10 protein-coding genes, 1 pseudogene and 1 riboswitch are annotated in these 11,838 nt (G+C 68.9%); of the genes and pseudogenes, 1 reads left to right on the top strand and 10 read right to left on the bottom strand.

Translation table 11 applies throughout. The features are described from left to right. The 6 genes and pseudogenes from HW445_RS07470 to HW445_RS07445 form a co-directional block, all read right to left on the bottom strand. A pseudogene (locus tag HW445_RS07470) lies at positions 1–219 on the bottom strand (cysteine desulfurase); the annotation flags it as partial. 259 nt (positions 220–478) lie between these two features. Continuing rightward, positions 479–595: riboswitch (SAM riboswitch) on the bottom strand. Between the two features lie 112 nt (positions 596–707). After that, positions 708–1,772 (bottom strand): anthranilate phosphoribosyltransferase, encoded by a 1,065-nt coding sequence (gene trpD, locus HW445_RS07465; RefSeq protein WP_180220234.1) that lies wholly within the window; start codon positions 1,770–1,772, stop codon positions 708–710. A 208-nt stretch (positions 1,773–1,980) separates the two neighbouring features. Then, on the bottom strand, positions 1,981–3,621 hold the full coding sequence (locus tag HW445_RS07460) for a cytochrome bc complex cytochrome b subunit (protein WP_180220233.1): 1,641 nt from the start codon (positions 3,619–3,621) through the stop codon (positions 1,981–1,983). Next, entirely contained in the window at positions 3,618–4,688 is a 1,071-nt protein-coding gene (locus tag HW445_RS07455) for a ubiquinol-cytochrome c reductase iron-sulfur subunit (RefSeq protein ID WP_180220232.1), read from the bottom strand. The genes HW445_RS07460 and HW445_RS07455 overlap by 4 nt, the downstream gene beginning before the upstream one ends. Next, a complete protein-coding gene (locus tag HW445_RS07450; RefSeq protein WP_151772892.1) occupies positions 4,685–5,494 on the bottom strand; it encodes a c-type cytochrome in 810 nt (269 codons plus the stop codon). The genes HW445_RS07455 and HW445_RS07450 overlap by 4 nt, the downstream gene beginning before the upstream one ends. A gap of 73 nt (positions 5,495–5,567) precedes the next feature. Continuing rightward, positions 5,568–6,188 carry a heme-copper oxidase subunit III gene (locus HW445_RS07445; RefSeq protein WP_151772893.1) on the bottom strand — a complete coding sequence of 207 codons (621 nt, stop codon included), beginning with the start codon at positions 6,186–6,188 and terminating at the stop codon, positions 5,568–5,570. Positions 6,189–6,398: 210 nt separating this feature from the next. On the opposite strand from HW445_RS07445, the gene HW445_RS07440 reads away from it, so the two are divergent. Continuing rightward, complete coding sequence (locus tag HW445_RS07440; RefSeq protein WP_151772894.1) at positions 6,399–6,800, top strand: response regulator transcription factor; 402 nt, start codon at positions 6,399–6,401, stop codon at positions 6,798–6,800. A gap of 90 nt (positions 6,801–6,890) precedes the next feature. Here the strand turns inward: HW445_RS07440 and HW445_RS07435 are convergent, their stop codons facing one another. The 4 genes from HW445_RS07435 to coxB all read right to left on the bottom strand — a co-directional run bounded on the left by HW445_RS07435 (position 6,891) and on the right by coxB (position 11,406). Then, positions 6,891–8,162: an Ig-like domain-containing protein gene (locus HW445_RS07435; RefSeq protein ID WP_180220231.1), complete on the bottom strand. Its 1,272-nt coding sequence runs from the start codon at positions 8,160–8,162 to the stop codon at positions 6,891–6,893. A 159-nt stretch (positions 8,163–8,321) separates the two neighbouring features. Further along, positions 8,322–8,720, bottom strand: coding sequence for a cytochrome c oxidase subunit 4 (locus HW445_RS07430; RefSeq protein WP_180220230.1), 399 nt, complete (start codon positions 8,718–8,720; stop codon positions 8,322–8,324). Continuing rightward, positions 8,717–10,450, bottom strand: coding sequence for a cytochrome c oxidase subunit I (ctaD, locus tag HW445_RS07425; protein ID WP_180220229.1), 1,734 nt, complete (start codon positions 10,448–10,450; stop codon positions 8,717–8,719). Before ctaD ends, HW445_RS07430 begins: the two co-directional genes overlap by 4 nt. Further along, a complete protein-coding gene (gene coxB, locus HW445_RS07420; RefSeq protein ID WP_180220228.1) occupies positions 10,447–11,406 on the bottom strand; it encodes a cytochrome c oxidase subunit II in 960 nt (319 codons plus the stop codon). Before coxB ends, ctaD begins: the two co-directional genes overlap by 4 nt. Positions 11,407–11,838: the final 432 nt, after the last annotated feature.

The following is an 11,838-nucleotide window of genomic DNA, read 5'->3' as shown; positions in this document are numbered from 1 at the left end:
GTCCCAGTCCTCGCGCAGCACCGGCGCACTGGCCGCCTGGTCGAGCGCGGCGTACGGCACCCGGTGGCCGGAGGCCAGCGGCACGGTGACGTCCAGCCCCAGCACCGGCAGCGGCTCGGCGGGCGAGGAGACGTGAGCGGGCGCCGGGACGGCGGTGGTGGTGCAGGCGGCGGAGGCGGTGGCGGTGGCGGTGGCAGTGGCGGTGGTGGTGAACGGCATGGCGGTCTCCTGTGAGCACGTCGGCGTACCCCGGGGGCGGCGGCGCGGCCGACGGTGCGTCGGCCCGGCGCCGGCAGCGGCCACCAGGGACGGGACGGGGAAAAAAGGGGGGGAAGGACGAAGAAGCGAAGGACTCGGCTCGACGGCCTGCCCGGCGGGGCGAACAGCGGAAAGCAGCGACCCCGACCGGTCAGGCCCGGCGCATTCGTCGGCTCACAAAAGACTCCTCGGCAACCAGGACCCCTGGCATCACGGGAGGGGTCCGCGCTTGCCGCAGACCTTGCTGTCTGCGGCCTGGTCCTCACCCGGGGCACCCCGCCACGGACGGAGGGTTGCCGGACAGCCGGCCGGGGCCTGATGGCTGTCACTCATGACCTGCCCCGCATCTTGCCACAACCGCCGCACGCGCACGAGGCGTGGTCCGCCATCCGGACCACGCCTCGCGTACGCGTTCCCCGGCCCGCCTCGGCGGACCGGGAGCCGGCGGCTCAGGAGTTGCTGGCCATGACCCACCGCTCCAGGGACCGCCGGGCGGCGCCCGAGTCGAGGGACTCGGCGGCTCGGTCCATGCCGGCCCGGATCTGCTCGGCGAGCGTCCCCTCCCCCGGCTCCAAGGCGACCAGCGCCGCCGCCGAGTTCAGCAGCACGGCGTCCCGGACCGGGCCCGTCTCGCCGGCCAGCAGGCGCCGGGCGACGTCCGCGTTGTAGGACGGGTCGCCGCCGCGCAGGGCGTCCAGCGGCGCGTACGCGACGCCCACGTCACGCGGGTCGAAGAGCTCCTCGCGCACCTGTCCGTCCCGCACCACCCAGACCCGGGAGGGGCCGGTCACGGTGAGCTCGTCGAGGCCGTCCTCGCCGCGGAAGACCAGCGCGGAGTTGCCCGCCTCCGCGAACACGCCCGCCATGATGGGCGCCATCCGCAGGTCGGCCACACCGATCGCCTGTGCCCTCACCCGGGCCGGGTTGGTCAGCGGGCCCAGGAAGTTGAAGGTGGTGCGGATGCCCAACTGACTGCGCGCCGCCGCCACATGACGGAGCGCCGGGTGGAACTTCACCGCGAAGCAGAAGGTGATGCCGGCCTCGTGCGCCACCTCGGCCACCCGCTGCGGGGTCAGCTCCAGGTTGACGCCCAGCTTCTCCAGCACGTCCGAGGACCCGCTCGCCGAGGAGGCGGCCCGGTTGCCGTGCTTGACCACCTTCACCCCGGTGCCCGCGATCACGATCGCGGACATGGTGGAGATGTTGACGGTCTTCGCGCCGTCGCCGCCGGTGCCCACGATGTCCACGGCGGGGCCGGGCACGTCGATCACCCGGGCGTGGTCGTACATGGCCCGCACCAGGCCGGTGATCTCCTCGACCGTCTCCCCCTTGGCCCGCAGCGCGACCACGAAGGCCGCGATCTGGGCGTCGGTGGCCTCGCCCCGCATGATCCGGTCCATCGCCCAGGCGGTGTCGTCGGCGCTCTGGTCGCGGCCCTCCAGCAGGCCGTTGAGGACGGCCGGCCAGGAACGGCCCGCCGCGGTGTCGCCTCCAGCGGGGGTCACAGCGCTCATATGCCGCTCCTGATCGTCTCGGTCCGGCGGCCCGCCCGGGGCCGCGGGTTCACGGGTGGCGCCCCCTCTCCGCGGGGCACCTCCCACCCTATCGATCCCGCGGACGGCGAAGAGCCCCGTCCGGGTGCCGGACGGGGCTCCTGCCGTGGCGATCAGTTGATCAGTCGGTGATCGGGGTGATCGGCCCGCTCACGCGGGGGACGGGCACTCAGTGGTGACCGTGGCCGGCCTCGATCTCCTTGAACTCCTCGAGCGTGGGCTTCTCGATCTGGTTGCCCTCGCCGTAGTAGCCCTGGCTCAGCTTGGCGCGGAGCTTCTCCGACGCCTTCACCTTGCGCTCGACGCCGTTCTCGTCGACCGTCGGGCCGATCTCGGCGGGCTTGTACTGCTCGTGCGCGGTGAGGGTGTGCAGCTGCTCCTGCGAGAGCGGCTCGTGGACCTCGATGAACTCACCGTGCGGCAGGCGCTTGATGATGCCCGACTCGCGTCCGTGCAGCACCTTCTCCTTGTCCCGGCGCTGCAGGCCCAGGCAGATGCGCTTGGTCGCGATGAACACCAGCACCGGCACCACGAACATGCCGATCCGGACGAACCAGGTGATCGCGTTGATCGACAGGTTGAAGTGGGTGGCCCACAGGTCGTTGCCACCGCCGACGAGCAGCACGAAGTACAGCGCGATCCAGGCGGCGCCGAAGGCGGTCCGCGTCGGGGCGTTGCGCGGGCGGTCCAGGATGTGGTGCTCGCGCTTGTCGCCGGTGACCCAGGACTCGATGAACGGGTAGACCGCGATCGCGACCATGACCAGACCGAAGACCATCAGCGGGATGAAGACGCCCAGGACCAGGGTGTGGCCCCAGAAGTTGATCTCCCAGCCCGGCATGATGCGGATCAGGCCCTCGGAGAAGCCCATGTACCAGTCGGGCTGCGCGTTGGTCGACACCTGGTCCGGACGGTACGGGCCGATGTTCCAGATCGGGTTGATCGTGGCGATCGCGGACATGACCGCGATCACGCCGAACACCAGGAAGAAGAACCCGCCGGCCTTCGCCATGTACACCGGCAGCAGCGGCATGCCGACCACGTTCTTGTTGGTCCGGCCGGGACCCGCGAACTGGGTGTGCTTGTGGTAGAAGACCAGGATCAGGTGGGCGACCACCAGACCCAGCATGATGCCCGGCAGCAGCAGGATGTGGATCGAGTAGAAGCGGGCGATGATGTCGGTGCCCGGGAACTCGCCGCCGAAGAGGAACATCGACACGTAGGTGCCGACGACCGGGATCGACAGGATCGCACCCTGCATGAAGCGGATACCGGTGCCGGAGAGCAGGTCGTCCGGGAGCGAGTAGCCGGTGAAACCGGTGAACATGCCCAGGACGAACAGCAGGAAGCCGAACAGCCAGTTGATCTCACGCGGCTTGCGGAACGCGCCGGTGAAGAACACGCGCATCATGTGGACGAACATGCCGGCGAGGAAGACGATCGCGGCCCAGTGGTGGATCTGCCGGATCAGCAGACCGCCGCGCACCTCGAACGAGATGTTCACCGTCGACTCGAACGCCTGGGACATCAGCTGTCCCTGCAGCGGCACGTACGAGCCGTGGTACTCCACCTCGGCCATCGACGGGTGGAAGAACAGCGTCAGGTACACACCCGTGAGGATGATGATGATGAAGCTGTACAGGCAGACTTCGCCCAACATGAACGACCAGTGGTCGGGGAAGATCTTGCGCATGTTGGCCTTGGCCAGGGAGAAGATCCCCAGCCGGCCGTCGGCCCAGTCGGCTACGCGCTCGCCGGCCGGGGCCTTCCCGCGGGAGCGGGACGACTCGTTGCTGGCTGCATTACTCATGATTCTCCGCGCTCCCAGAAGGCCGGACCGACGGGCTCTTCGAAGTCGCCGAGCGCCTCGAGGTACCCCTCGTCGTTCACACCGATGCGGAGCTGCGGCAGGGCGTGACCGGCAGGACCGAAGATGACTCGGGCGCCGTCGGCGAGGTCGAAGGTGGACTGGTGGCAGGGGCACAGCACGTGGTGCGTCTGCTGCTCGTACAGCGAGATCGGGCAGCCCACGTGGGTGCAGATCTTGGAGTACGCCACGATGCCCTCGTGCGACCACTCGAGCTCGCGCTTGTCCTTGATGTCCTCCGGCTCGAGCCGGACGAGCATCAGGGCCGCCTTGGCGATCTCCTTCTGGAAGTCGTGGTCGTGCTCGTGCAGACCCTCCGGCATGGCGAAGGTCAGCGAGCCCACGGAGATGTCCGAGGCACGCAGCGGCTCGTGGGTGTTCATGTTCACGAGCAGCTTGCCCTTGGACCACAGGGTGTGCCGCAGCTTGGTGCCGGGCATCGGGCCCAGCTCACGCAGCAGCACGACACCGGAGAGCGGGACCAGGGTCAGCGCGCCCAGCAGCGTGTTGCGGATGAGCTTGCGCCGGCCGAAGCCGATGCCCGACTCGGTGACGCCTTCCTTGAAGTCGGCGAACACCTGCTCGCGGACCTCCGGGGAGGCCTCGATCGGGTGGCGCTCGGCGGCGACCTCGACGTCGGACATCAGCGTGCGCGCCCAGTGGACCGCACCCGCGCCGATCGCGAACAGCGCGACACCCAGCGTCAGGCCGAGCGAGAAGTTCAGCGCGCTGATGTGACCCAGCGGGAAGACGTAGATGATCTTGTCGACCGGCAGCGCCACGAAGGCGGCGATGAAGCCGACGGTCGCCAGCATCGACAGGGTGAAGAGACCGGCGACGATGCGCTCCGAGCGCTTCGCGGCCTTCTCGTCCACGTCCTGGATGCGGTGCTCGTGGGGCGGGAGCCCCGGGTCGGCGAACGGGTTGTCCTTGTCCGCCACCCCCAGCGCACCGTGTGCGTGGGCCTGCTTCTGGGGCAGGTTGTCTTCGGAAATGTCGTGGCTACTCATGACTTCTTGGCCTTTGCGGTCCGAGCGGCGACCCAGACGGCGACGGCGACCAGGGCGCCCAGACCGAACACCCAGCCGAAGAGACCTTCGGCGACGGGGCCGAAGCCACCGAGCTTCAGACCGCCCGGGGTCGCGGAGTCGTCGCCGTTGACCGTGTCGAGGTACGCGATGATGTCTCGCTTCTCCTGCTCCGGCATGACGGTGTCCGGGAAGGAGGGCATGTTCTGCGGGCCCGTGAGCATCGCCTGGTAGATGTGCTTGGGGTCCACATCGGAGAGGTCGGGCGCGTACTTGCCGTGGGTCAGGGCGCCGCCCTCACCGGTGAAGTTGTGGCACTGGGCGCAGTTGGTGCGGTACAGCTGGCCGCCGTTGGCGACGTCGGCGCCCGCGGGGTCGTACTGCTCGGTGGTCGGAACCGCCGGGCCGGCGCCCAGGGACGCGACGTACGCCGCGAGCTGGTCGATCTCGGCCTGCGTGTAGACGACCTTCTTCTTGGGGACCTGCTGGCTCGGCTGCTGCGCGGGCATACGGCCGGTGCCGACCTGGAAGTCGACAGCGGCCGCGCCGACGCCGACCAGGCTAGGACCGTCGGAGGTGCCCTGACCGCCGGTGCCGTGGCAGCTGGCGCAGCCCACGGTGTAGAGCTTCTTGCCCTCGTCGATGGCGAGGGACTGGGCGGTTTCTTCGGCCTTCGCCTCGCCCGCGGGCGCGAACGCGGCGTACAGCCCCCCAGTGGCCGCCAGCGCGAGGATGAGGACGACGATCGCCGCCAGCGGATGGCGTCGTCGTGCGGAGAGCTTTTTCACGGATTACCCCGGTGTCAGGATCTTCTGCGTCGATGCTTCTGGAATGGGAGCGGCCGCGGCGCGGCCGATCCGACTACTTGATCATGTAGATCGTGGCGAAGAGGCCGATCCAGACGACATCGACGAAGTGCCAGTAGTAGGACACGACGATCGCGGCCGTCGCCTGCTCGTGGGTGAACCGCCGGGCCGCGTAGGTACGGCCCAGGACGAACAGGAAGGCGATGAGGCCGCCTGTCACGTGAAGTCCGTGGAATCCGGTGGTCAGGTAGAACACGGAGCCGTACGGGTCGGACGAGAGCGTCAGGCCCTCGTGCGCCACCAGGGCCGTGTACTCGTACACCTGACCGCCGACGAAGATCGCACCCATGATGAAGGTGACGATGAACCACGCCCTGAGCTTCTTCACGTCACCCTTCTCGGCGGCGAACACGCCGAGCTGGCAGGTGAGGGAGGAGAGCACCAGGATCGTGGTGTTGGCCGCCGAGAACGGGAAGTTCAGCGTGTCGGCCATTTCCGTCCAGTGATCGGTACCCGTAACCGATCGCAGGGTGAAGTACATCGCGAAGAGGGCCGCGAAGAACATCAGCTCGGAACTCAGCCAGATGATGGTTCCGACGCTGGTGAGGTTCGGCCGGTTGACCGACGGGTGCGCGTGCCCGGTTTCTACTGTCGTTGCTGTCGCCACGACCGACATTATGTCGGTCGCTTATCCCGCCCTCACTCCCGGGGGTGCCGTTCGGAGTGTCTGGGCCTGACGACTGGGCCGTACGGACCGGTCGACCGGCCCCGCGGGGGCGTTCCGGCGCCTTCGCGAACAGCTGTGCCGATCGGTGTCGGAGGGGTGTCGTGAGGAGTAGCATCCGCGGCATCGGTACCTGATGTTCCCTATCTTGCGGAGGCACGGATGCAGGCGACCGCGACGGTGCTGCTCTACAGCGACGACGCCAACACCCGGGAGCAGGTGCGGCTCGCCGCCGGACGCCGGCCGGCCGCCGACGTGCCGCCGGTGGAGTTCGTGGAGTGCGCCACCCCGGAGGCTGTGGTCCGGGAGCTCGACAAGGGCGGGATCGACGTCTGCGTGCTGGACGGCGAGGCCGTCCCGATGGGCGGGATGGGCGTCTGCCGCCAGATCAAGGACGAGGTCTTCCACTGCCCGCCCGTGCTGCTGCTGATGGCCCGCCCGCAGGACGCCTGGCTGGCCACCTGGAGCCGGGCGGACTCGGCGGTCACCATGCCGGTGGACCCGGTGGAGTTCGCGGACGCCCTCGCGGGGCTGCTGCGCGGCCGGGCGGCGCTGACCGGCTGAGCACGCCACGGGAGTACGCCGGAGGGGGTGGCGGGCCGGTCCGGCCCGCCACCCCCTCCGGCGTACTCCCGGACGTCGCGCCGCCCGCCGTCAGAGCGACTGCGGGGTCAGGCGCGCCCGGTCCGCCGCCGTGGGGCCCCCGGCCCCTCCGGTGAGCGCGGAGCCCGCCTGCCACTTCTTCCAGTCCATGTTCCAGTCGCCGAAGCCGTTGCCGAAGGGCTCCATCATGTCGCCGTCGGAGTTGACCACCTCGACGACGTCCCCCTCCTTGACGTAGTCGAAGAACCATTCGGCGTTCTCCGTGCTCATGCCGGTGCAGCCGTGGCTGACGTTGTCGACGCCCTGCGAGCCCACCGACCAGGGCGCCGCGTGCACGTACTCGCCGCTCCAGGTCACCCGGGTGGCGAAGTGCACGGGCAGGTCGTACGACTCCGCGCTGCCCTCGGCGATGCCGATGCTGGTGCCGCGCATCCGTACGAAGCGCTCCTTGGCCAGCACCACCTTGACGCCGTTGCGGGTGTCGAAGCCGGGCTTGCCGGTGGTCACCGGGAGGGTCTTGACCTCCTCGTCGTTCTTGTAGACGGTCATCCGGTGCGAGCCCGCGTCGGTGAGCGCGACCACCTTGTCGCCGATGGTGAGGTCCAGCGCCCGGGAGCGTCCGCCCCAGAGCCGGTCGCCGACCTTTATCCCCTCCAGGTTGCTGCGCACCCGGACGGTCGCGTGGGCGGGCCAGAACTCCTCGGGCCGGAAGTGGAGCTCCTTGTCGTCCACCCAGTGCCAGGACCCCGCCACGGCGGGTGTGGACTCCACGCGCAGGGCGCGCTCCACGACGGCCCGCTGGGCGGGACTGCGCACCGGGACGTTCAGCTCCGCGGTGACGGGCTGCCCGACGCCGTAGGTGCCCGCCCTGGGGCCGAACTTCACGTCCAGGACGTGCTTGGCGGTCGGCTTCCCGGTGGAGAAGTTCAGCACCTTGCGGCCGGCCGCGCCGTCCTCGTCGACGGTGCTCACCCGCACCGTGTACCGGGCGTTGCCGGCCAGCGGCGTGGTGCTGTGCCAGCGGCGGCCGTCGGCGGAGAGTTCGCCGGCCAGGTAGCGGCCCGTCGCGTCGACGGCGGTCACGTCGGTGATCCGGCCGTCGAAGGCCTCGGCGGTGACCTCCAGCGGTTTGTCGGGGTCGGCCTTCCGTCCGCTGCCTATGGGGCCCTTGAGGGCGATCCCGTTGGCGGCCTGGTAGGCCTCCGGGGCGGCGAGGGGCTGTTCGGAGGAGCCGCACGCGGCGGTGGTGGCCGCGAGGGCTGAGGCCAGCAGGACGCCGGCGGCGGTGCGGGGGCGGGTGCGCGCGGTCGTGTGATGGCTCATGGCACCACGCTAGGGAGGGGGCGCGGTACGGGCAGCGCGTGATGGCCCTTCCGGGTGACCGCGCGCCCGTCCCGGGGCACCCTCACCCGGACGGACGACGGCGCCCCGGGTCTCCGTGCGGAGATCCGGGGCGCCGGGGTGTTCAGCGAGACGGTCGCGTCACTGGGTGCGGTTCTCACCGCGGTAGTACTCGAAGACCCAGCCGAAGAGACCGATCAGGATGAACGGGGCCGAGAAGAACATCAGCCACCAGCCGACCGCGATCGACAGGAAGGCGAACGCGCCACCGAGGCCCAGCAGCAGCGGCTGCCAGCTGTGCGGGGAGAAGAAGCCCAGCTCCCCGGCCTCGTCCGCGACGTCGGCCTCCTTGTTGTCCTGCGCCATCGTGTCGACACGCCGGGCCGTGAAGGCCAGGTAGTAGCCGACCATGATGCAGAGACCGAAGGCGAGGAAGAGCGCCGTGGTACCGGCCGGCTCCTTCGACCACAGACCGTAGACGATCGCCACGGCCAGGATGAAGACGCTCAGCCAGATGAACATCTTGCCCTGGATCTTCACTTGCCGGCCTCCTTTCCACCAGCGAGAGCAGCGCCCTCGACGTCGCGGTTCTCGAGCTCGTCGAGGGCCGCCAGGTCGGGGTGGTGCAGGTCGAACGCCGGGGATTCACTGCGGATCCGCGGCAGGGTGAGGAAGTTGTGCCGCGGCGGCGGGCAGGAGGTCGCCCACTCCAGCGAACGGCCGTAGCCCCACGGGTCGTCCACGCCGACCGGCTTGCCGTACTTGGCGGTCTTCCAGACGTTGTAGATGAACGGCAGGAAGGAGAGGCCGAGGATGAACGAGCCGATGGTGGAGACCGTGTTGAGGGCGGTGAAGCCGTCGGCGGCCAGGTAGTCCGCGTAACGGCGCGGCATGCCCTCGGCGCCCAGCCAGTGCTGCACCAGGAAGGTGCCGTGGAAGCCGACGAACAGCGTCCAGAAGGTGATCTTGCCCAGACGCTCGTCGAGCATCTTGCCGGTGAACTTCGGCCACCAGAAGTGGAAGCCGGCGAACATCGCGAACACCACGGTGCCGAACACCACGTAGTGGAAGTGCGCCACCACGAAGTAGGAGTCGGAGATGTGGAAGTCCAGCGGCGGCGAGGCCAGGATCACGCCGGTGAGGCCACCGAAGAGGAAGGTGACCAGGAAGCCCACCGACCAGAGCATCGGCGTCTCGAAGGAGAGCGAGCCCTTCCACATGGTGCCGACCCAGTTGAAGAACTTCACACCGGTCGGGACCGCGATCAGGAAGGTCATGAAGGAGAAGAACGGCAGCAACACACCACCGGTGACGTACATGTGGTGCGCCCACACCGTCACGGAGAGACCGGCGATCGCGATGGTCGCGCCGACCAGACCCATGTAGCCGAAGATCGGCTTGCGGGAGAAGACCGGGATGATCTCGGAGACGATGCCGAAGAACGGCAGCGCGATGATGTACACCTCGGGGTGGCCGAAGAACCAGAAGAGGTGCTGCCACAGCAGGGCGCCGCCGTTGGCGGCGTCGAAGATGTGTGTGCCGAACTTGCGGTCCGCCTCCAGCGCGAAGAGCGCGGCGGCCAGGACCGGGAAGGCGAGCAGGACCAGGACACCGGTCAGCAGCACGTTCCACGTGAAGATCGGCATGCGGAACATGGTCATGCCCGGCGCGCGCATGCAGATGATCGTGGTGATGAAGTTGACCGAGCCGAGGATGGTGCCGAAGCCGGAGAACGCCAGACCCATGATCCACAGGTCACCGCCGAGACCCGGCGAGTGGATGGCGTTGGACAGCGGGCTGTAGGCGAACCATCCGAAGTCCGCGGCGCCCTGCGGGGTGAGGAAGCCGCCGACCGCGATCGTCGAGCCGAACAGGTAGAGCCAGTAGGCGAACATGTTCAGCCGCGGGAACGCCACGTCGGGCGCGCCGATCTGCAGCGGCATGATCCAGTTCGCGAAACCGGCGAAGAGCGGCGTCGCGAACATCAGCAGCATGATCGTGCCGTGCATCGTGAACGCCTGGTTGAACTGCTCGTTCGAGATCAGCTGCGTGCCGGGACGGGCCAGCTCGGCGCGCATCAGCAGCGCCATCACGCCGCCGATGCAGAAGAAGATGAACGAGGTGACCAGGTACAGCGTGCCGATGGTCTTGTGGTCGGTGGTGGTGAGCCACTTGACCACGAGGTTGCCCGGCTTCTTGGCGCGGACCGGGAGCTCGTCCTGGTAGTACGAGCCCGGTGCGGCACCCTGGGGTTGGTTGAGGATGCTCACAGTACGTTCGTCTCCCGGTTCTTCTCGTGGCTCGTCTGACCGATGCCAGCGGGAATGTAACCGGTCTGCCCCTTCTCAGCGAGGTCCTTGAGGTGCTGCTCGTACCGCTCGGGGGAGACGACCTTCACGTTGAACAGCATGCGGGAGTGGTCGACTCCGCAGAGCTCGGCGCACTTGCCCTTGAAGGTGCCCTCCTTGGAGGGGGTCACCTCGAAGACGTTGGTGTGGCCCGGGATCACGTCCTGCTTCATCAGGAACGGGACCGTCCAGAAGGAGTGGATCACGTCGCGCGAGGTCAGCACGAAGCGGACCTTCTGGCCCTTGGGCAGCCACAGCGTCGGGCCGGGGTCGCCGTTCTGCGGGTTCCGCGTGCTGGGGATGCCGTAGTCGTAGACACCGCCGGCGTTCTCCGGGAACGCCTTCCGGAACTTGTCCGGGATGGCGTCCAGGTTCTTGTCGGTCTTCGCGTCACCGGAAACGCCGTCGACGTTCTCGATGTAGTTGAAGCCCCAGCTCCACTGGTAGCCCACGACGTTGACGGTCACGTCGGGCTTGTCCGCGGTCTCGAGGAGCTTGGCCTCGTCGCGGGCGGTGAAGTAGAAGAACACCGAGACGATGATGAGCGGGACGATCGTGTACAGCGCCTCGAGCGGCATGTTGTAGCGGGTCTGCGGAGGAACTTCCACCTTGGTGCGGCTGCGCCGGTGGTAGAACGAACTCCACAGGATCAGTCCCCACACGAGCACGCCGGTGGCCAGCGCGGCCGCCCAGGTGCCCTGCCACAGGAAGAGGATCCGCGGAGCCTCCTCCGTGGTCGGGGTGGGCATGCCGAGGCGAGGGAAGTCCTCGTATGTGCAACCAGTCGCGGTCGCCAGGACCAGGCCCGCAGTCAGTGCCTGCAGCAGCTTCCGCCGCATCGGGCGCCGCGGCGAGCGGTCGGAGCCGTTGGGACTCACGTAGCGCCTTCCCGAGAGTCTCGCCCGCGCTGGTTGGCTGCGGCCTTAACGCTGGTCGGTCGCCGTCCTGCGTCGGGCAGGGGTTTGGATGTTTATGCGGACCAAACCCTACTGGACGCTTTTTGGGGTCGCGCGAGGAGGGTCCCCCAACGCGCCGCCCGACACCCCGAAGGGGTGGCGGCGCGGACGGGTGTCGTCCGCTTGTGTCCGCGACGGCGCGCCGATTTCACCCGGTTGACGGCATCTCGCCCCGTCCGGCCGCCGTCGGCGGCGGCCCCGCGACGCCGTCGCGGCCTCGCCGAATCGGGGCCGAACGTCCCGGTAGCGTACGGGCGTGCCGTACTTCGACGCCGCCTCCGCGGTCCCCCTCCACCCGGTCGCCCGCCAGGCCCTCCAGGCCTCCCTCGACGAGGGGTGGGCCGACCCGGCCCG

The sequence above is a fragment of the Streptomyces sp. UH6 genome, from assembly GCF_013421635.1.
Lineage (GTDB): Bacteria > Actinomycetota > Actinomycetes > Streptomycetales > Streptomycetaceae > Streptomyces > Streptomyces abyssomicinicus.
This window is presented reverse-complemented; position numbering and strand designations above follow the sequence as displayed.

Bases quoted from the DNA above. Each gene is read 5' to 3' on its own strand.
- trpD (WP_180220234.1), bottom strand. From the start codon at position 1,772: ATGAGCGCTGTGACCCCCGCTGGAGGCGACACCGCGGCGGGCCGTTCC.
- HW445_RS07460 (WP_180220233.1), bottom strand. From the start codon at position 3,621: ATGAGTAATGCAGCCAGCAACGAGTCGTCCCGCTCCCGCGGGAAGGCC.
- HW445_RS07455 (WP_180220232.1), bottom strand. From the start codon at position 4,688: ATGAGTAGCCACGACATTTCCGAAGACAACCTGCCCCAGAAGCAGGCC.
- HW445_RS07445 (WP_151772893.1), bottom strand. From the start codon at position 6,188: ATGTCGGTCGTGGCGACAGCAACGACAGTAGAAACCGGGCACGCGCAC.
- HW445_RS07440 (WP_151772894.1), top strand. From the start codon at position 6,399: ATGCAGGCGACCGCGACGGTGCTGCTCTACAGCGACGACGCCAACACC.
- HW445_RS07435 (WP_180220231.1), bottom strand. From the start codon at position 8,162: ATGAGCCATCACACGACCGCGCGCACCCGCCCCCGCACCGCCGCCGGC.